The following is a 19060-nucleotide window of genomic DNA, read 5'->3' as shown; positions in this document are numbered from 1 at the left end:
CTTTAAAATAAAAAATCAATAGCCGATTATCTGATTTAGGCTCTTTTCTTCTTTGCTCCAGCCTTTTTTAACGACTACATCGAGCTTTAAAAAGACCTTTGTGTTGGTTAAATTTTGTATTAACTTTCTTGCAAAAATTCCAATTCTTTTAATAGTTTCGCCATTTTTCCCGATAATCATACTTTTATGGATGTCACGCTCCGTGATGATGCTTGCATAAATTTCAGTTATGCCAGTTTTTTCTTTTACGCTTTTTATGATCGCATCGCTAAGATAAGGTATTTCGTCGCTTAAATTTTCATAGATCGCTTCAAGTATAAATTCTCTAAAAATTTCCTTTTCATTTGTCGTCGTGAGAAATTCTGGATCATAAAAGTACTCATGCTCTGGCAAAAGCTTGCAAATTTCATCAAGAAGCGGCTTTTTATAGGTAGGCTGCTTGGTGCTAAAAGTAAGAAGTGCTGCAAATTTATCTTGAAATTTTTGATACTGAGTGATCTTTTCAAGCACTTTTGCGTTTGAGCTCTCATCGACTTTTGTTAGCACTAAGATGTGTGGTTTTTCAGGATTTAAAGCTAGAAATTTCTCGTAGTCGCTTGTATCATCATGGATAGGCGCTAAAAATACGATGAGATCGCAGTATCCCATCGATTTTATAGCTTGGCCAATTAGTAGTTGATTTATCGCTTTATTACTCTCGTGAAGCCCTGGCGTGTCGGTGAAGATGATCTGATCTTCACCGTTCATAACTATGCCATTTATCTTTCTGCGAGTTGCGTTTTGTTTGTGCGAGACAATGGCGATCTTTTCGTTCAACAAGGCATTTAAAAACGAGCTTTTGCCAGCATTTGTGCGTCCTATGATGCTAACAAAGCCTGATTTCAAAGTATATACCTCGCTAGATCTTGATCCTCAACCACGTCTTTTAGGCGCTCTTTTACAAGCTCTTTTGTCACATTTATCTTCTCGCCGCTCTTTTCGCTAGCCTCAAAGCTGATATCTTCTATCACGCGCTCGATCACCGTATGAAGGCGTCTAGCACCGATGTCTTCCATCTTTTCATTTGCTGCGTGAGCGATCCTTGCTATCTCCTTTATCGCTTCATCGTCAAATTCTAGCTCGACATTTTCAGTTGAAAGAAGTGCGATATATTGTTTTAAAAGCGAATTTTTTGGCTGAGTTAAAATTTGATAAAGCGCGTCCTCATCAAGGCTATCTAGCTCTACTCTTAGTGGAAAACGGCCTTGAAGCTCTGGGATGAGATCGCTTGGCTTGCTTATATGAAATGCGCCAGCTGCGATAAATAAAATATGATCTGTCTTTAAATTTCCAAATTTAGTATTTACATTCGAGCCCTCAACGATAGGTAGCAAGTCTCTTTGCACACCTTCTTTGCTAGGGTCTTGCCTATTTGAGCTACCTGAGCCAACAGCGACCTTATCGATCTCATCTATAAAGATGATGCCCTCGTTTTCAGCTCTTCTTAAAGCCTCAGTTTTTACGCTCTCAAGGTCTAAAATTTTATCATTTGCTTCGCTTTGAAGGGCTTTTTTAGCATCTTTTACCTTCATCTCTTTTTTGATATTTTTGCCGCCGATACCAATTATCTTTATAAAACTCTCTTGCATCTGCGCCATATCAGGTGGCACGTTTGAGCCAGCTTCAAGTGGGTTTTGCTGCACCTCTATCTCGATACTTAGCTCGTCAAGCTCGCCGTTTCTTAGCCTATTTAGCATCTTGTCATAGCTCTTAGCGTACTCTGCTTGCTTCTCTTCGCTCGCACCTTTTGGAAGTGGCGGAAGTAGCTTTGAGACGATCTTTTCTTCGATGTAGGCGTTTATCTTATCTTGATTTTTCTCGCTTTGCTCGTTTTTTACGAGATTATATGAGGCCATAGCAAGGTCTCTAACCATACTTTCAACGTCACGACCAACAAAGCCAACCTCAGTATATTTGCTAGCTTCTACCTTGATAAATGGCAGTCCCATCATCTTTGAAAGGCGCCTTGCGATCTCGGTTTTACCAACGCCAGTTGAGCCGATCATCAAGATATTTTTTGGCATGATGTCATCTTGCAGGCTCTTTTCAAGCTTCATACGGCGGTAGCGGTTGCGAAGTGCGATCGCTATGATCTTTTTGGCGTCCTTTTGACCGATCACATAGTCATCTAAAAATTTAACAATTTCTCTTGGTGTTAAGTTCATTTTCTCTCTTATTCTAAAACATAAGTTTTGATGTTTGTATTTGTATAGATGCAAATTTCGCCAGCGATCTTGAGGCTCTCTTTGACTAGCTCTTCTTCGTCGATATCGGCAAATTTATCTAAGGCACGGGCTGCTGAGAGAGCGTAGTTTCCGCCGCTTCCAATAGCTGCTATCTTGCCATCTTCTGGCTCGACAACATCTCCAGTGCCACTAAGTAAGAAAATTTTATCCCTATCAAGCACAAGCATCATCGCCTCAAGCTTTCTTAGATACTTGTCTTTGCGCCACTCTTTGCTAAATTCTATCACCGCCTTTAGCAAGTCCCCCTTTGTATGCTCTAAATTTTTCTCAAACATATCAAAGAGATTAAACGCATCAGCAGTGCTGCCAGCAAATCCAGCTAGAACTTTGCCGTTGTGAATTTTGCGTATTTTTACGGCGTTGCCCTTTAAGACGGTGTTGCCAAAGCTCACCTGTCCATCGCCGCCGATGACCGCTTTATTTTTGCCTTTGTAGGCTAAGATGGTTGTCGCATGAAACATCTACTCTCCTTGCACATCAACCTTTAAGGTCGCATTTATCGAGTGACCAAGCTTTATAGAGACATCATAAAGACCAACAGCTTTTAGGTGAGTGTCTAGGTCGATAGCCTTTTTCTCAACTACCAAATGATGTGTCTTTTCAAGCTCTGCTGCGATCTCCTCTTTTGAAACTGAGCCAAAAAGCGAGCCATTTGCACCAAGAGTTTTCTTGACGACGACTGTCACTTTTGCAAGCTCTTCTTTAAGCTTTTCTAAATTTGCTATCTCATATTTTAGCTCTTCAGCCTTTCTCTTTTGAGCTGCTTCGTATTGGCGAAGGACATCTGGAGTAGCTGCTTTTGCAAAGCCTTTGCCGATTAAAAAGTTGTTGCCATAGCCGTCTTTTACCTCTTTTATCTCGCCAGCTTTGCCAAGAGCCTTTACATCTTTTATTAGTAGTACTTTCATTTTTATCCTTTTAAATTTTATTTTTAGTCAAATTTTCGCCCATTTTTGCGTGCGATGATGAAACGAAGCGCATTTAGTTTGATAAATCCTTCCGCATCTTTTTGATCATAAACGCTATCTTCTTCAAATGTGCAGTATGCCTCGCTAAATAGATTATCATTTTTACTGCTTCTGCCAAGGATAGTCACGTTGCCTTTATAAAGCTCAACTTTTACAGAGCCATTTACGTGCTCTTGGCTCTTGTCGATGAGAGCTTGGAGCATATTTCGCTCAGGTGACCACCAGTAGCCGTTATAAACTAGCTCAGCATATTTTGGCATGATCTCATCTTTTAAGTGAGCTGCACCGCGGTCAAGTGTGATGCTCTCGATCGCTCTGTGAGCTTTTAGCATTATCGTGCCACCAGGTGTTTCGTAGCAGCCGCGGCTCTTCATACCAACTGAGCGGTTTTCTACGATATCAAGTCTGCCGATGCCATGTTTTGCGCCAAGGCGGTTTAGCTCGGTTAAAATTTCAGCTGGGCTCATTTTTTTGCCATTTATGCTCACTGGATCACCTTTTTCATAGCCGATCTCGATGATCTCGCTCTTATCTGGAGCATCTTTTGGACTTACTGTCCATCTCCACATATCATCTTCTGGTGCGTGGCTTGGGTCTTCAAGCACTAAGCCCTCGTAGCTTATGTGAAGTAAATTTGCGTCCATTGAGTATGGGCTTTTGCCTGGTTTTTTGGTGATATCTATGCCGTTTTTCTCAGCGTATGCTAAGAGTTTTTCACGGCTGTTTAGATCCCACTCGCGCCATGGAGCGATGATAGTTAGGTTGTCACCAAGCGCGTAGTAGCCAAGCTCAAAGCGAACTTGGTCATTGCCTTTGCCTGTTGCTCCGTGGCTCACACCATCAGCGCCAACAAGTCTTGCGATCTCGCTTTGGCGTTTTGCTATTAGTGGGCGCGCGATTGATGTGCCAAGCAGATATTCGCCCTCATAGACTGCGTTTGCTCTAAACATTGGAAATACATAATCACGTACAAATTCTTCTCTTAAGTCTTCTATAAAAATATTTTCAGGTTTTACGCCAAGTGCTAGGGCTTTTTTGCGTGCAGGCTCTAGCTCTTCACCTTGTCCGATGTCAGCTGTAAATGTGACTACTTCGCATTTGTATTCGTCTTGAAGCCACTTTAAAATAATACTTGTGTCAAGTCCGCCTGAGTATGCTAAAACAACTTTTTTTACATCTTTTTTCATAGCTGTCCTTTTGTTGAAATGGTCGTATTTTAGCCTAAATTGATTAATCTTTAATAAATTAATCTATTAAATAATGTAAGTAAAATTTTATTTTTCTGATAGTTTTTTATCCGTAGAAATTAGAAATTTTAGTTTAAATGAAATTTGCTTGCAAATTTTAAATTTACAAGCAAAGTGTTTTTCTAAACGCCTAGAAATTTAGCAAGGGCGAAATAAAATATAGCCGATGAGATAGCAGCTGCTGGAAGCGTGATGAGCCAAGCTAGGATGATAGGTCTTACCATTTTCCAGTTTGCATTTTTATTTACGATGCCAATGCCCAAAACTGCGCCTATTAGGATATGCGTCGAGCTAACTGGTATGCCAAGCTTTGTAGCTAGAAGTATGACAATACTTGAGGCAAGCTCCGCGCTAAAGCCAGTCGTAGGTAAAATTTCAGCTAGTTTTGAGCCGATAGTGGTGATCACCTCTTTGCCTAAAAACCAAAGTCCAACGACAAGCGAGATGCCAAAGGTTACCATTGCGATGCTTGGTATAGGTGAGCTTTCGTTTATAGAGCCAGTTTTTAGCACGTCAAGCACAGCTGCAAATGGTCCAACGGCATTTGCGATGTCGTTTGCGCCATGTGAAAATGCAAAAGATGAAGCGGTAAAAATTTGAAACCATGAGAAAATTCTATTGATACTCTTTTCGCTGTCGTTTTTACTCATGACGTTTATAATAGCAAGGCTTGCAAGATACGCTAGAGCTCCGATGACGAAAATGATCCAGACTGTTTGGATGATGCTAAAGGCTAAATTTATATGCTCAAGCCCTTTAAAAAGCATCATTGATGAGATGACCATCGCGGCAAATCCAGCGATGATCGGAATGTGCTTTTTCATAGCTTTAAAGGTGTCTATCTCTTTTTCGCTATCTTTCATGATGCGAATTTTTGAGCGGTACTCGCTGTATTCAGTGGTTTCGATCTCGTCCTCATCGATAACTGCGATCTTTGAAAGAGTGGCTATTTGCTCCTCAGCTGGCTTTGTTTTAAGCGCTCTTATAAAGCTTTCTTTATAGGCTTTTCTCTCAGCTTTTAATGCTTTTAAATTTGTCTTTAGCTCGTGCGTTGGCTCGATTATTTTGCTTTTTACATAGCCAAATATAATGTAAGACATCACGCCGCCAAGCAGTGGCGAGATGACCCAGCTAACGGCGATCCTGCCGATCTCACCCCAAGAGACCATATTAAATGGCTCAGGGTCTTTTATCATAAATCCCATAGCAAGTCCTGCGCCAACGATGCCACCAACTATCGAGTGAGTGGTCGAGACTGGCAGACCTTTTTTGGACGCGTAAAATAGCCAAAGACCAGAGCTTAGAAGGGCTGAGATCATAATGATGACAAATTTCATCGGGTTTATGTCGCTTGGAAATTTCACGATCTCGTTTCTAATGGTATTTGTAACCTCAGATCCTGCAAATATCGCACCGCTAAGCTCAAAAATGGCGGCGATTACAAGAGCTTGTTTTAGTGTGAGTGTTTTTGCGCCAACGCTTGTGCCAAAGCTGTTTGCAACGTCATTTCCGCCGATATTAAACGCCATAAAAAGACCAAACATACCAGCGATCAAGAATAAAAAGTAGTTATTTGCCGGGATGTATTGATAGCCCCAAACGAAAAATCCAACGCTGCAAATCGCAAAAATAACTAACGCCAAGAAGTTATCTCGAAGCAATCAAGCCCCCTTGTAAGAGTTTTTGGCAAAATTATATCTTGAAAATTATTAAAGTTTTTAGAATTTTCTCACTTTAAATGATACTAAATTATCATATGTTAGAATTTGGCAAAAATATTAAGGATAAATTTTGGTTATAGCGATCGATCTTGGCTCAAACACCTTTCGCGTGGCACTTATAAAAAAAGAGCAAAATGGCTTTGGTAACGAGCAAATTTATGAAAAGATAGTTGGAGCTGCAAGGGGCTTAAACGAAAGTGGTAAGATAGGCTTTGAGGCTAAAAATAGGCTTTTTGAAGCGATAGCAGAGGCTAAAAGCAAATTCGACTTTACTAAATTTAAATGTGTGGCAGTCGCAACTGAAGCTTTTAGAGTAGCGTCAAATAGTGAAGAAATTTTTAGCGAGATAAGAGAGAAATTTGGCATAAATTTTCATATCATTGACGGGCAAGCTGAAGCAAAACTTACATTTTTAGGCGTGCAAAATGCCTTAAGAAAGCTTGGCATAAATGATAAATTTAGCATCATCGACATCGGCGGTGCAAGCTCAGAGATAGGCGAAGATGGAAAATTTATAAGCTTTAAATTTGGCATCATCACCTTTTACGAGAGGTTTAAAGCGCTTGATCTGATGCAAGAAAATGCAAAAATTTATACAAAAGAGGCAAGGGAATTTTTAACAAGTCTTAACAATAGACTTATCGTGCTAACTTCTGGCGTGCCGACCACTATCGCAGCGCTAAAGCTTGGGCTAAACTACGAAAGCTACGATCCCAAAAAAGTGAACGGATATGAGCTTAAAAATGACGGTCTTGTTTGGTTTGTAAATGAGCTTTTAAAGATGGATGATAAAAGCGCTGATGTGGCTGTTGGAAGAAGTAGAAAATATCCGCTCATCGCTGGAACGCTGCTTTTAAAAGAGCTACTAAACGGGCAAGAAGCGAAATTTATAGTTATCGACGATGGGCTTAGAGAGGGCGTTGGGGCGGCTTATTTAAAAGGCATATTTCAAGAAATTATCACAAAATTTTAGTTATGATTTCAAAAATTTAAAGGAGAGAAAATGAGCATAAGAGAGCAAATTTTGGCCGACATAAAAGAGGCTATGAAAGCAAAAAATGAGTTTAAAAGAGACACCTTAAGGACGCTAAATGCAGCACTTAAACAGGTCGAAGTCGATCAAAGGATCGAGATGACTGACGAGGTCGTGCTCCCACTACTTCAAAAAGAGATCAAAAAGAGAGCTGACTCGGTTGAGCTCTATCTAAAGGGAGCAAGAGAGGACCTAGCTAAAAAAGAGCAGAGCGAGATCGAGCTTATCAAGGCATATCTACCAGCTCAGCTAAGTGATGATGAGCTAAAAGAGAAGATTAAAAGTATCATTGAAAAGGTTGGTAAAAATTTAGGCGCTGTGATGAAAATGGCAAAAGATGAGATCGGAGCGAGCGCTGAAGCAAAACGCATAAGCATGATCGCAAAAGAGCTTTTGGTATAAAACTAGATAAACCCATGTAAATTTTCGCATGGGTTTTAAAAGCTATAGTTAAATTTTAAATGCTATAAAAGCATTTCATTTATTTTTAAATTTTTAAAAAGCTACTTTGAAAAATAAAATAAATTTACATATTTTTTTAAAAAAGCTTGACAAATGGCATTAAAGTCTATATAATTACAACTCTTAAAAACATTGGGGTATCGCCAAGCGGTAAGGCAACTGGTTTTGGTCCAGTCATTCAGAGGTTCGAATCCTCTTACCCCATCCACTTTTAAAAATCCCAAACAACTCTTATCGCGGAGTAGAGCAGTGGTAGCTCGTCGGGCTCATAACCCGAAGGTCGGCGGTTCAAATCCGTCCTCCGCAACCAAATACCAAGGACTTTTACCACCTTTTAACTAAACACCAACTCCCACACCATCACGTATATCATCAACATTTAGATGCACGTAATGTAGGCTACTTTTAATATCTGTGTGACCCATAAAAGCCATCAGTTTATGTGCGTTAAATCCCTTCAAACTCACTAACCTAGAAGCCACTGTATGGCGTAATACGTAAAGTCCGTGAGTGTTGCTAGTCCCTAAATATCCAAGATGGTTTCTCACAGCCCACCACATACGATTTGCTGTATCGTGATTTAGGTGGGTTATAGGACACTTATCAAGTGGTAGGTCTTTGCAGTTATTATAAGATTAATTAAAGTGTCAAATTTATTTCGTTAACGTCAAGAGCATTGCTTTTTTGTAGTTATAATATAGCTCTTTTAGGTATCAACTAGCACATTATGCGAATTTGTTTCATAAAGAGTTTAAATATTTTTGATTATGTTTTTAGCTATTTCTAAAATTTATTTTTAAATTTTTTACGATAGTTTTAATTTGCAAACAATTAAATTTAGTAGAAAAATTTAAATCAGCACAAGGCTTTTATATCTTATCCGCGACACATCTAACAAGTTTATCTTCGTTATCGCCCGGATATTCACTCCAAAAATCAATCTTCAAAATTTTTCCTAACTGCTTTGAATTTTGCAAATTATCCAGCCAACGACCATCTATATAATCAACCTTTTTAACTTCTGAGAGTAGAATTTCTTGTGTTTTTAGCTCGTAAGTTTTTCTAATAAACGATCCATCGTAATCATTCTCTTCTTGCGCATCATTTAAAGATTTATACTTTTCTATACACTCTTCGTATCTCTTATACTCTTTATTTCCATGGTATAGCAAATTTACACTTTTATCTAGCCTATGATTTACAAAGTCCATTAGCACTATATACTCTGGCACAGGACCGTTATTAACACTACTAAAATACCTTACAAGCTTGAAATCTTTTCCATTTAATGCAAAAACATATTCCCAGTATCCGTACTTGCCATAACTATAGAAAAATTTTAGTTCGCTATTTTTTATCTCTACTACAAGCTCTGGTGGAAAATAAGCTCCGCCATCTTCATTTGGACTCTCAAATATATCTCTCTTAGTTACTAAAGCCTCATATTTGTCGCCGTTTGAGAGCAAGATCACGATACCACGACGATTTTTATTTACTATTTGACACCATTTGTCGTCTTTGGTGCTCTCATCGCAACCATCACTAAACGGCATAAATTTTTCCTTAAATGTTTCTTGAGTTATCACAGCTACATCCTCTATGCCATCTTTATTTAGATCACCCTTGATGGCATCATATAATGCAGTTTGTTTTGGCAATGATGCTTTTACAGCCGCTAGCATCTTATCATCTAGCTTGGATAAATTCTCTATCTCATACTCATCACCAGAAAAAGGTATGCTCATCTGCTTTAGAGTTTTTAGTATAGATGTTGAGTTTTTCTCTATATTGCTCGTATTAAGATCTTTAGCAAAGCAGAAATTTAGTGTAAAAAGAATACAAACGAGAACTCCAAATTTAAACATTTTTATTCTTTTATCTTTATACATTGTTATATAAATTCAGACCAAAATTTCCCTCTGCCCTTTTGCATTGACAGGGCTTAAAACGCCCATTTTTTCCATCTGCTCGATTATATTTGCAGCTTTGTTATAGCCTATTTTTAAGCGTCTTTGTAGGTAGCTGATCGATGTTTTTTGCTCACTTAAGATGATCTCTTTTGCCTCTTCGTATAGCTCATCAAGCTCATCTTCACCTAGCACACCAGCAGCTGAGCCTGCGCTAGAGCCCTCTTCTGCTAGAAATTTCTCATCGTAAATCACATCTTGTTGCTCTTTTAAGAAATTTACGATTGTTTCTATCTCTTTTTCACTCGCAAATGGCGCATGCAGCCTGATCACACCAGGGCTTCCAGGAGGCGTAAATAGCATATCTCCTCGCCCTAGCAAGCTCTCAGCTCCCATTTGATCAAGGATGACCTTACTATCGATCCTCTGCCCTACTCTATAGCTTATCCTGCTTGGTAAATTTGCCTTTATAAGGCCAGTCACGACGTCGACACTTGGGCGCTGGGTCGCCACTATCAAGTGTATGCCACTAGCCCTTGCCATCTGCGCTAGACGGCCTATATAAAGCTCCACGTCCTTGCCGCTAGTCATCATAAGATCGGCTAGCTCATCGATGATCACGACAATATATGGGAACTGCTCGCCACCCTCACTCTTCATCTTTTCGTTGTAGCTCTCTATATTTTTTGTGCGAGTTTGGCTCATTATCTTATATCTTCGCTCCATCTCAGCGACCATGTTTGAAAGCGCCGTGATCGCCTTTTTAGCCTCTGTGATGACCGGCGTCAAAAGGTGTGGGATGTCGTTATATATGCTAAACTCAAGCATCTTTGGATCGATCATCATTAGGCGCAAAGTTTGTGGGCTATTTCTATAAAGCAAGCTTAAAAGCATCGCGTTTATACCCACGCTCTTGCCTGATCCTGTTGTACCTGCGATTAGCAAATGTGGGAGCTTTTTAAGGTCAGTCACAAAAGGAGCGCCCACGATATCCTTGCCAAGAGCCATGGTTAGCGGACTGCTCGCGTTTTTAAAGACTTCGCTTTCTAAAATTTCTTTTAGATAGATCGTCTCTAAATTTTGATTTGGCACCTCTATGCCAACGACATCCTTGCCAGGGATCGGCGCTTGGATACGGATAGTTTGGGCCTTTAGCGCCATCGCTAGGTCATCTTGTAAAGTGAGAATTTTACTCACCTTGATGTGCGGCGCTGGACGAAACTCAAATGTCGTAACGATAGGGCCAGTATAAGTTCGCACCACGTCGCCATCTATCTTAAATTTACGTAGTTTATCGAGTAAATTTGAAATTTGCTGATCAATCTCCGCCTCATTTATATTATGCGAACGCTTTGGTGGATCGTTTAGAAATTTAAGCGGCGGCAAGACAAAGTCTTTTGGCTTTTCAACCTTGCCGCGCTCTATCTGATCAAGAAGCTTTTTGTTTTCAGCCACTTCATTTAAAATTTCAACCCCGCCTATGGTTACAGGTCTGCTCTCTTGTGCCAGCTCCATCTCTGGCTCTGGCTCAGATTCTGGCTCACTATCTAAATTTGACTCATCATCATTTAGCACCTGAGCGTCTATAAGCTCTTCTTCTTTTATCTCGTCAGCTTTTGGCTTTTTGCGCTCTATCTTTGGTATCTGCCTTGCCCTTACCTCTTTTACGCTTCTGCTTTTTTCTTCATAGCCATTTGGCTCTTTATCTACAAAAGCCTTTCTTAAAACGATGATAAAATTTTCTCTAAAAGCAAGTCCAAGTGAGATAATAAATATCATAAGTATAGCAACCGCAGTGCCGATAGCGCCGATGACTTCTTTTAGCGCTGAGACTATAAAGCCACCTATCACGCCGCTATTTGCCCCAGAAGTACTTAGCGCTTGAAACATCAAAAATGCGATAAAAAATAGAAAAATCCCAACTACAAACTGGGCAAAATCAAAGTCAAATTTCTTAAAATTTTTATATACAAAATAGCCTAAAACGATAAGTAAAAATGGATAAACATAGGCTATAAGTCCAAAATATTTAATATTAAAAACGCCAAGGCTTTGTCCAAGTGAGCCTACAAAATCAGCAGTCGGAGCAGCCGTAGCGATACCAAAATATATAAAAAAACAAACAAAAATAGTAAATAATATATGTCTTAAAATTTTAGATCCTTTTGTTAAAAAGGCTTATTATAGCACGCTTGAGTTTAATTTTTAAAAAATCAGCAAGCTAGGCCTGCTGATTTATCATTTTAGTTTAGGTAGTTTAGCAAGCTTAGTTGATTTATCTTAGCACTTGCTTGAAGAGTAGCTTGATATGAGAGTGAAAGCTGTGTAAATTTAAGATATGACTCTGCATAGTCTGCGTCTATGACGTCATTTTTTACAGTTAGCACATTTACTTTCATGACCTCTGCACGCTGATTTGTCGCCGTTAGAAGCTTTGTTTGAGAGCCTATCTTTGTAAGCTCTTTATTTGCGTGATCTATCAAGTGATCAAGCCTTTTTAAAGCGCCTTGCATGCCTGTATTTCGTGGGTCGTGATTGTTAGCGTCTGCTCTATAGTAGCCATTTCTAACGGCAAATATCATATCATCAAGGTCTTGAAAGACGCTTGTGCTTGGCTCATCTATCGTTAAAGCATTATTTTCGTTAAAGCTAAATACTGAGCCCTTGCCTTGAGGGTGGCTTGCAGCGCCAGCTGTGTTCATGCCGGTGCTATCTCCGTCAAATATATCACCATTTTTCGCATCATACATAGTTAGCTCTATATTTGTGACAGATTTTGTCTTGTCAGTTAGTACCATCCTGCCTTTATCATCTAAATTTACCTCTACTGCGCCTTTAGTCTTTGACAAAGCGTCTTTATAGGCGTTGTAGTTTTGATCTCTTCTTACCTTTTCGATATCTGTATCAAAATTTGCATTTTCTACGTTTTGAGGATCAGGGATATTATCGCTTGCAGCCATCGCTACGATATCCATTAGCTGACGATATGTAAAGTCGCTTGCATAGGTTCTGTAGCTGCCAAATTCATCTGAGTTATAGACGGTCAAATTTCTAGTTGGAGATACCACGCCAGCAGCTGTTGTTGATGTTATTTGAAACTGCACTGGGGTATTTACGCCACCTGCTTCGCCCATTTTTACTTTGATGTCATACATTGTGCCAGTGATTGATTTTACTTGAAGACCTATCTCTTGATTATCTATATTGTAAAGTTCTCTCTTTCTTGCATCGACATCTTTTGGGTATAAATTTCTATTGTAGCTCTCTTTTGTGCCAGAAACCTCGCTTAGCTTTGTCTGATCAGTTGCAAACTCGCCCGTTCTTCTAGCTACTTGAGGTAAATTTGCTATTAGCTCATTGTCTTTTCGCTCAAATCTAACTTTGTCATAGTCAAATGCGTTTGTTAAATTTCCATCTTTATCAAGGTATTTGCTCTTTGTAAATTCAGTTATATGAACCGTTTTTGGCACAGCATTTGCCATATTTTCAAGCGTTTGTAGCGAATTTATCGTATCAAGTGTATTATTTGGAGCTATCGCATCACGATTTGCTGCCACAGAAGTAGCTGCAACCATGTGAAAGTCTATCGTTTGATTGCCTTTAGTAAGGTCTTTTATGTTAAATTGTCCGTCGTTATTTATGCTCACATCGACAACTTTTGTCGTCTTTGTGTTGCCAAATTCCATACCGATCTTCTCCATCAAACCAGCCATTGACGTATCAGCACTCATCTTAAATTTACTCGTAAATGTCGTGCCGTCTGGCTTTTTGCCCTGCATGAAAAAGTATGTGTCAGGGAAATTTACATTTGAAGTATCCAAAAAGTCAAAATCTGGCTCGATAGTGCCTTTGTAAGAGCCATCACTGCCCACGACTGAGTCACTTGCGTAGTTTAGACCGATCATATTTTTTATCTTGCTATTTTCATCAAGATATTTTGGCGCATAAGCGATGTCGGTTCTAGTTTGATCAGCTAGCATCACGTTTGTTGTTAAAATTTTGTTGTAGTCGCCATCTTTTCCTAGAAATAGATCAAATCCTGGGATATTGTAAGGCAGCTCTACCTGCGCGCCGGCTGAAGTTTTCATATAGTCGCGGTTGCCTTGATATTTACCTGAGCCATCGATCGGCTTAGTATCCACAGCACTACCTGAGAATAAAAACTGCCCATTTATAGAGGTATTTGCGATATTTACAAGGTGGTTTTTGATGCCCTGAAGGTCGTTTGCCAAAGCTTCAAGAGATGTTGTGCTATGCACATCACTAGCTGCTTGAACGACTTTTGTTTTAAAATTTTCAAGCTGTTTTTCAAATTCTTGCAGCGCATTGTCCGTGTTTTTTGCAAAATTTACTGACTTACCGGTAGCATCAGCCACTTGAGTGAGAGTGGTCGCTTCATAATCAAGCCTCATCGCATCGTTATAAACCGCAGCACCGTCGTATGGATCTTGGATTTTAAGTCCGTTTGAGAGCTGCTGGTAGCTTTTATTTACGCCAACCATATTTTTTTGATAGTCGTGCAAAGTCTGACTAAAACGTAGTTGATTTGTAATTCTCATAATTTTTCCCTAAATTTTTATTCACTCTAAGCAAGAATAATTCCGCTTTGTGATATATCGGTGAAAATTTGATTTTTTTTAGTGCAAAAAAGTTTTATTGTATAATCTACCAAAATTTACATATATAAAATAGGAAAGAAAATGGCGTTAAAAATCCTCTTCTCACCAAGCGAAAGCAAAATTTCTCTAAACACAGGCGATAAATTTGATGGAAAAAATTTGATATTTCCAGAGCTTTTTAGCAAAAGGGCTGAAATTTTAAATAAATATGATGAGTTTTTAAAAAGCGCAAATTTAGACGAGATAAAAAAGCTTTTTGGACTAAAAGAGCTTGAGGATAGCGAGCAGCTACGAGAAAGCCTTTTTCAAAAAGGCAGCATAAAAGCTATCTTAAGATATGACGGCGTTGCCTACAAGCACCTAAACTACCGCGGACTAAGCGATGATGCTCAAAAATATATAGATAATAATGTTTTAATATTTTCAAATTTATTTGGGCCTATTTTAGCAAAAGATGAGATAGTTGAGTACAAACTAAAACAAGGCGAAAAGCTAGCTGGCTTTGATATTTCAAAATTTTATGAGCAAAATTTTAGCAAAGCGGTCAATCAGTTTTTAGAAAATGATGAAATTTTAGATCTTAGGGCTAAATTTTATGAGAAATTTTATGTGATAAAAAAAGAATTTACGACATTTTGTTTCTTGAAAAACAAAAAGATACTAAGCCACCATGCAAAAGCTTATAGAGGTGAGGTTTTGCGCCAGATCGCAAATGCTAAAGTGACAAACAAAGATGAACTAATGGCTCTAAATTTTGAAAATTTAAAACTTGTGGATATGAAAAAGATAGGGCTAAAAAACGAGTTTACGTTTGAAATTTGTGAGTGAGAGTTCAAAATTTGGTCTTTTTTACTAAAAAAATGCAAAAAAAGAGCTAAATTTAGGGAAAAAGTATTGTATTTTTTTTTAAAAGAGTGTAGAATTGCCGCATAACTTCTTAAAAGGATGGTTCATGAAAAAAGCTGAATTTATTCAAGCTGTTGCCGACAAGGCTGGTCTTTCAAAAAAAGATACTCTAAAAGTTGTTGATGCTACTTTGGAGACAATCCAAGCGGTTCTTGAAAAAGGCGATACAATTAGCTTTATAGGCTTTGGTACTTTCGGTACTGCTGACAGAGCTGCAAGGAAAGCTAGAGTCCCTGGAACTAAGAAAGTAATCGACGTTCCTGCTAGCAAAGCAGTCAAATTCAAAGTTGGCAAAAAACTTAAAGAAGCAGTTGCTGCTGGTGCTGCTAAAAAAGGTAAAAAGAAATAATTTTCTTTTTCGGGGAGCAAGCCTCCCCTTTTTCTTTCTTCTCACAATTTTAAAATTTCAATCTTAACTTAGCCCGAGTGGTGAAACTGGTAGACGCGTCAGACTCAAAATCTGATAAGGGCAACCTTGTGTCGGTTCGAGTCCGACCTCGGGCACCATTAAATTTCTCTTTCAACTGTATCAAATTTTAAGATCAAAAAACACTAACAAATTTACAGATAGATACAAATATAAATTTTATAGTGCAAGTTATTTCAAAATAAAAAGTAAAAAGATAAATTTGTGTAAAAAGCTCTTTTAAACACAAACTAGACAATAAATTTTTGAAAAAGTTTATTGTAATTTAATCTTTTGGGGCATATAATCAATTCTTTGTAAATTCCAAACTTAAAAGAGACTGCTATGAATTTCACACCACTTTTTGCAATATTTTTCATAATCGCAACTGGTTTTTTTGCTAAAAAAGTCGGCATTGTTGAGCAAAAGCACTCGATCCCATTTGTGGATTTTGTCCTTTGTTTTGCAATGCCTGCGCTAATCTTTGATAAAATTTACCACGTAAATGTCGATGCCTCGCTTATAAACACGATCCTTATCGGCTTTGCCTCAACCGCCATTAGCGCTGCTTTGGCATTTGTCATAGGTAAGATTTTTAAATTTACCAAAATAACAACCGTCAGTATGGTCATGCTAAGCCTTTTTGGTAACACACTATTCGTCGGTATGCCTGTCATTCAGGGCTTCTTTGGCGATGCGATGGTAAATGAGGTCATCTTTTACGACCAAATAGCCACTGGTATCCCGCTTTCTATCCTTGGACCACTCATCCTATCTTTTGCCGCACCAGAGAAGGTTTCGCTATTTCAAAATACAATGAAAATTTTAAAATTTCCACCATTTATAGCGCTCATTATGGGGCTTGTCTTAAAAGAAGTCCCGCTTCCAGATTTCATCTTTGCGCCACTTAGGATGTTTGAAGGCAGCGTCACTCCAGTGGCACTTTTTGCGATCGGCGTTGGTCTTAACTTTAGTAGCATCACAAGCTCATATAAAGGCGTTAGTGTCGTGCTTTTGTGCAAGATGATCTTGCCAGCTATCGTATTTTTCATCATATTAAAAGTCTCAGGTATCCAGATGAGCAAAACTTGGGTCGTTGGTCTCTTTCAATGTGCGATGCCAACATCAGCTCTTGCAAGTGCGATGGTCATAAAAGCTGGACTTGATAGCTCACTAGCCATCTCATCAGTTGCTATTGGCGTGCTTTTTTCATTTATCACGCTTCCAGTTATCTATTTTGTATTTGCGTAAATTCACACTTATTTCACACTAAGTGACTACAATTGCAACATAATTTAATTTAAAGGAGACTTTATGAAAAAGTTAATCTTAGTTGCACTTGGTGCTATGTTTATGTTTGGCGGTCTTGCAAATGCTACTGAAATGATGCAAAAGGACAAGATGGGCAAAGATGAGATGATGAAGAAAGAGCAGATGATGAAAGATGATATGTCTAAAAAACATCCTGTCAAAAAACACGAAGCTAAAAAAGAAGACATGGGCATGAAAGACGAAATGAAAAAAGACGACATGGGTATGAAAAAAGACGACATGGGCATGAAAGACGAAATGAAAAAAGGCATGTAAAGGCACTTGATGGTCAGAATTTTGCTCGTTGAAGATGATGAAACATTACTTGATCTAATAAGCGAGTATCTGGGCGAAAATGGTTACGATGTCACCACTACAAACAATGCCAAAGACGCACTAGATCTTGCATACGAGCGAAATTTTGACCTACTTATACTAGACGTCAAACTCCCGCAAGGCGACGGCTTCTCCCTACTTTCATCGCTACGTGAGCTTGGCGTCACAACACCTAGCATATTTACCACCTCGCTAAACACCATAGACGACCTTGAAAAAGGCTACAAAAGCGGCTGCGATGACTATCTAAAAAAGCCATTTGAGCTAAAAGAGCTACTTATCCGCATGCAAGCTCTCATAAAAAGAAATTTCTCACACCAAAACGGCGAAGATATCAAAATTTTAGATGATCTTTGCTTTCACCCACAGAGCAAAACTCTAAGTAAAAACGGCGAAAATGTAAATATCTCGAGCAAAGAGAGCGACCTGCTCGCCCTATTTTTGCAAAACAAGGGCAAAATTTTAACCAAAGATGAAATTTTTAATAAAATTTGGAAATTTGACGAGGAGCCAAGCGAGCTTAGCCTTCGTGTCTATATCAAAAATTTACGCCAGATTTTAGGCAAAGATGCCATTTTAAACAGGCGCGGGGACGGCTACATCTATGTCTGAAAAGACGCAAATTTTATTTAAAATTTTATCCCTCTATCTTGTTAGCTCTGTGCTTTTTTTGGGCTATTTTTTCATAAACGACTACAAAAATAAAAAAAATGCGCTCATCTTAAACGAGGTCAAGTCTCTAAAAGAGATAAAAATGGGCATTTACATGAAAGCTAGAATGAGTGGACTTGACTCAATCTCAAGTCTAACAAAAGAAAAAGGTGTACATGCTTGTATCGTGCTAAAAAATGACGAGAAAATTTACAAAGACTTTGACTGCCAAAAGATCGACAAAAGCAAAAATGTAAATTTGATAGACGGCAAGGTCTCGATATTTGAAAAGATCCAGTACATGGAGGATAACGCCACGGACGAGCTCGCACGTGCAGATATTTTTCTAGTTGGCAAAAATATTAAGGTTGAAATTTTATCTTTACAAATTTCAACCACACTAAAGGCGCTCTTTTTCCTTTTCGCCCTGCTCTTCATCGCCTTTTACCTAGCAAAACTAAGCCTAAAACCGCTTTATAAAAAGATAGAGACGCTAAACCGCTTCATAAAAGACTCAACGCACGAGATAAATACACCCCTAAGCGTCATCTCGATGAGCATAGAAACAGCCGATCGTAACAACCTAAATGAGCGAAATTTAAAGCGTTTTAATAACATCAGCCTTGCTGCAAAAAGCCTAGGTAGCATCTATGACGCGCTAGTTCATCTAAGCTTTAACCTAGATAAGCCCAGCAAAAAAGAGCCAATAGACCTAAATTTACTAACCACGCAAAGGCTAAACTACTTCTCGCCATTTTTTGCTAAACGCGGGCTTAAGATAGAGGCCAAACTAAAGTCAAGCCTTATAAACGCAGACCTTGAGGATATGAGCAAAATTTTAGATAATCTCCTTAGCAATGCCGCAAAATACGCAGCGCAAAATTCAGAAGTGCGCATCATTTTAGAGCCAAATTTCTTTAGCATAAGCAACCTTGGACACGGTATCAGCAAAGAACAGCAACTGCAAATTTTTGATCGCTACACGAGATTTAACGACGATCAAGGCGGCTTTGGCATAGGGCTAAATTTAGTAAAAGAGTGTTGCAAGAAAAATGGCATCACCGTAAAATGCCAAAGCGAGCTTGATGGCGAGACTACATTTTCGCTCTCTTGGTAGAGTTAAATTTAAAACACCACCCTATTCTAAACAATAAAATTTATTAAAAAAGAGAATTTATGTCCAAAATTTATTTTTGATAAATTTTATT

18 protein-coding genes and 3 tRNA genes are annotated in these 19060 nt (G+C 38.7%); 11 read left to right on the top strand and 10 right to left on the bottom strand.

Annotated features, from left to right (window positions below):
* Positions 1 to 15: 15 nt before the first annotated feature.
* From era to CVT00_RS04770, 6 genes are all read right to left on the bottom strand, one after another.
* Complete coding sequence (gene era, locus CVT00_RS04795; RefSeq protein ID WP_103558083.1) at positions 16 to 885, bottom strand: GTPase Era; 870 nt, start codon at positions 883 to 885, stop codon at positions 16 to 18.
* Positions 882 to 2204 carry an HslU--HslV peptidase ATPase subunit gene (gene hslU, locus CVT00_RS04790; RefSeq protein WP_012001741.1) on the bottom strand — a complete coding sequence of 441 codons (1323 nt, stop codon included), beginning with the start codon at positions 2202 to 2204 and terminating at the stop codon, positions 882 to 884. Before hslU ends, era begins: the two co-directional genes overlap by 4 nt.
* An 8-nt stretch (positions 2205 to 2212) precedes the next feature.
* A complete protein-coding gene (gene hslV / locus CVT00_RS04785) occupies positions 2213 to 2746 on the bottom strand; it encodes an ATP-dependent protease subunit HslV (protein ID WP_002940451.1) in 534 nt (177 codons plus the stop codon).
* On the bottom strand, positions 2747 to 3193 hold the full coding sequence (gene rplI / locus CVT00_RS04780) for a 50S ribosomal protein L9 (protein ID WP_021086217.1): 447 nt from the start codon (positions 3191 to 3193) through the stop codon (positions 2747 to 2749).
* A gap of 23 nt (positions 3194 to 3216) precedes the next feature.
* On the bottom strand, positions 3217 to 4440 hold the full coding sequence (locus CVT00_RS04775; protein WP_107915251.1) for an argininosuccinate synthase: 1224 nt from the start codon (positions 4438 to 4440) through the stop codon (positions 3217 to 3219).
* Positions 4441 to 4622: 182 nt separating this feature from the next.
* Positions 4623 to 6161 (bottom strand): inorganic phosphate transporter, encoded by a 1539-nt coding sequence (locus CVT00_RS04770; protein WP_103558086.1) that lies wholly within the window; start codon positions 6159 to 6161, stop codon positions 4623 to 4625.
* A 130-nt stretch (positions 6162 to 6291) separates the two neighbouring features.
* On the opposite strand from CVT00_RS04770, the gene CVT00_RS04765 reads away from it, so the two are divergent.
* From CVT00_RS04765 to CVT00_RS04750, 4 genes are all read left to right on the top strand, one after another.
* Complete coding sequence (locus tag CVT00_RS04765; protein WP_103558087.1) at positions 6292 to 7194, top strand: disulfide bond formation protein DsbA; 903 nt, start codon at positions 6292 to 6294, stop codon at positions 7192 to 7194.
* Between the two features lie 30 nt (positions 7195 to 7224).
* Positions 7225 to 7656: a GatB/YqeY domain-containing protein gene (locus tag CVT00_RS04760; RefSeq protein WP_103558088.1), complete on the top strand. Its 432-nt coding sequence runs from the start codon at positions 7225 to 7227 to the stop codon at positions 7654 to 7656.
* A 193-nt stretch (positions 7657 to 7849) separates the two neighbouring features.
* A tRNA-Gln gene (locus CVT00_RS04755) sits at positions 7850 to 7924 on the top strand.
* Positions 7925 to 7951: 27 nt separating this feature from the next.
* Positions 7952 to 8026, top strand: a tRNA-Met gene (locus CVT00_RS04750).
* A gap of 28 nt (positions 8027 to 8054) precedes the next feature.
* Here CVT00_RS04750 and CVT00_RS04745 read toward each other — a convergent pair.
* From CVT00_RS04745 to flgL, 4 genes are all read right to left on the bottom strand, one after another.
* The gene (locus CVT00_RS04745) at positions 8055 to 8309 is read right to left on the bottom strand and encodes a site-specific integrase (RefSeq protein WP_223232074.1); all 255 of its coding nucleotides are present in this window, start codon (positions 8307 to 8309) and stop codon (positions 8055 to 8057) included.
* Positions 8310 to 8585: 276 nt separating this feature from the next.
* A complete protein-coding gene (locus CVT00_RS04740) occupies positions 8586 to 9581 on the bottom strand; it encodes a hypothetical protein (RefSeq protein ID WP_107915249.1) in 996 nt (331 codons plus the stop codon).
* A 36-nt stretch (positions 9582 to 9617) separates the two neighbouring features.
* Positions 9618 to 11735 carry an FtsK/SpoIIIE family DNA translocase gene (locus tag CVT00_RS04735; protein ID WP_103558102.1) on the bottom strand — a complete coding sequence of 706 codons (2118 nt, stop codon included), beginning with the start codon at positions 11733 to 11735 and terminating at the stop codon, positions 9618 to 9620.
* Positions 11736 to 11866: 131 nt separating this feature from the next.
* Positions 11867 to 14182, bottom strand: coding sequence for a flagellar hook-associated protein FlgL (gene flgL, locus CVT00_RS04730; RefSeq protein WP_103558103.1), 2316 nt, complete (start codon positions 14180 to 14182; stop codon positions 11867 to 11869).
* Between the two features lie 141 nt (positions 14183 to 14323).
* Here flgL and CVT00_RS04725 point away from each other — a divergent pair, with 141 nt between their 5' ends.
* From CVT00_RS04725 to CVT00_RS04695, 7 genes are all read left to right on the top strand, one after another.
* Complete coding sequence (locus tag CVT00_RS04725) at positions 14324 to 15070, top strand: YaaA family protein (RefSeq protein ID WP_103558104.1); 747 nt, start codon at positions 14324 to 14326, stop codon at positions 15068 to 15070.
* A gap of 124 nt (positions 15071 to 15194) precedes the next feature.
* Positions 15195 to 15497 (top strand): HU family DNA-binding protein, encoded by a 303-nt coding sequence (locus CVT00_RS04720; protein ID WP_012001719.1) that lies wholly within the window; start codon positions 15195 to 15197, stop codon positions 15495 to 15497.
* Positions 15498 to 15568: 71 nt separating this feature from the next.
* Positions 15569 to 15655, top strand: a tRNA-Leu gene (locus CVT00_RS04715).
* 244 nt (positions 15656 to 15899) lie between these two features.
* Positions 15900 to 16805, top strand: coding sequence for an AEC family transporter (locus CVT00_RS04710; RefSeq protein WP_002942203.1), 906 nt, complete (start codon positions 15900 to 15902; stop codon positions 16803 to 16805).
* A 63-nt stretch (positions 16806 to 16868) separates the two neighbouring features.
* Entirely contained in the window at positions 16869 to 17141 is a 273-nt protein-coding gene (locus CVT00_RS04705) for a pyruvate kinase (protein ID WP_103578618.1), read from the top strand.
* 9 nt (positions 17142 to 17150) lie between these two features.
* Positions 17151 to 17813, top strand: coding sequence for a response regulator transcription factor (locus CVT00_RS04700; protein ID WP_021089189.1), 663 nt, complete (start codon positions 17151 to 17153; stop codon positions 17811 to 17813).
* Positions 17806 to 18969, top strand: coding sequence for a sensor histidine kinase (locus CVT00_RS04695; protein WP_107915247.1), 1164 nt, complete (start codon positions 17806 to 17808; stop codon positions 18967 to 18969). The genes CVT00_RS04700 and CVT00_RS04695 overlap by 8 nt, the downstream gene beginning before the upstream one ends.
* The last annotated feature ends 91 nt before the right edge of the window (positions 18970 to 19060 follow it).

Source organism: Campylobacter concisus (assembly GCF_003048675.2).
Lineage (GTDB): Bacteria > Campylobacterota > Campylobacteria > Campylobacterales > Campylobacteraceae > Campylobacter_A > Campylobacter_A concisus_F.
This window is presented reverse-complemented; position numbering and strand designations above follow the sequence as displayed.

Bases quoted from the DNA above. Each gene is read 5' to 3' on its own strand.
- CVT00_RS04710 (WP_002942203.1), top strand. From the start codon at position 15,900: ATGAATTTCACACCACTTTTTGCAATATTTTTCATAATCGCAACTGGT.
- CVT00_RS04720 (WP_012001719.1), top strand. From the start codon at position 15,195: ATGAAAAAAGCTGAATTTATTCAAGCTGTTGCCGACAAGGCTGGTCTT.
- hslV (WP_002940451.1), bottom strand. From the start codon at position 2,746: ATGTTTCATGCGACAACCATCTTAGCCTACAAAGGCAAAAATAAAGCG.
- CVT00_RS04700 (WP_021089189.1), top strand. From the start codon at position 17,151: ATGGTCAGAATTTTGCTCGTTGAAGATGATGAAACATTACTTGATCTA.
- CVT00_RS04775 (WP_107915251.1), bottom strand. From the start codon at position 4,440: ATGAAAAAAGATGTAAAAAAAGTTGTTTTAGCATACTCAGGCGGACTT.
- CVT00_RS04725 (WP_103558104.1), top strand. From the start codon at position 14,324: ATGGCGTTAAAAATCCTCTTCTCACCAAGCGAAAGCAAAATTTCTCTA.
- CVT00_RS04705 (WP_103578618.1), top strand. From the start codon at position 16,869: ATGAAAAAGTTAATCTTAGTTGCACTTGGTGCTATGTTTATGTTTGGC.
- flgL (WP_103558103.1), bottom strand. From the start codon at position 14,182: ATGAGAATTACAAATCAACTACGTTTTAGTCAGACTTTGCACGACTAT.
- CVT00_RS04695 (WP_107915247.1), top strand. From the start codon at position 17,806: ATGTCTGAAAAGACGCAAATTTTATTTAAAATTTTATCCCTCTATCTT.
- rplI (WP_021086217.1), bottom strand. From the start codon at position 3,193: ATGAAAGTACTACTAATAAAAGATGTAAAGGCTCTTGGCAAAGCTGGC.
- hslU (WP_012001741.1), bottom strand. From the start codon at position 2,204: ATGAACTTAACACCAAGAGAAATTGTTAAATTTTTAGATGACTATGTG.
- CVT00_RS04760 (WP_103558088.1), top strand. From the start codon at position 7,225: ATGAGCATAAGAGAGCAAATTTTGGCCGACATAAAAGAGGCTATGAAA.
- CVT00_RS04740 (WP_107915249.1), bottom strand. From the start codon at position 9,581: ATGTTTAAATTTGGAGTTCTCGTTTGTATTCTTTTTACACTAAATTTC.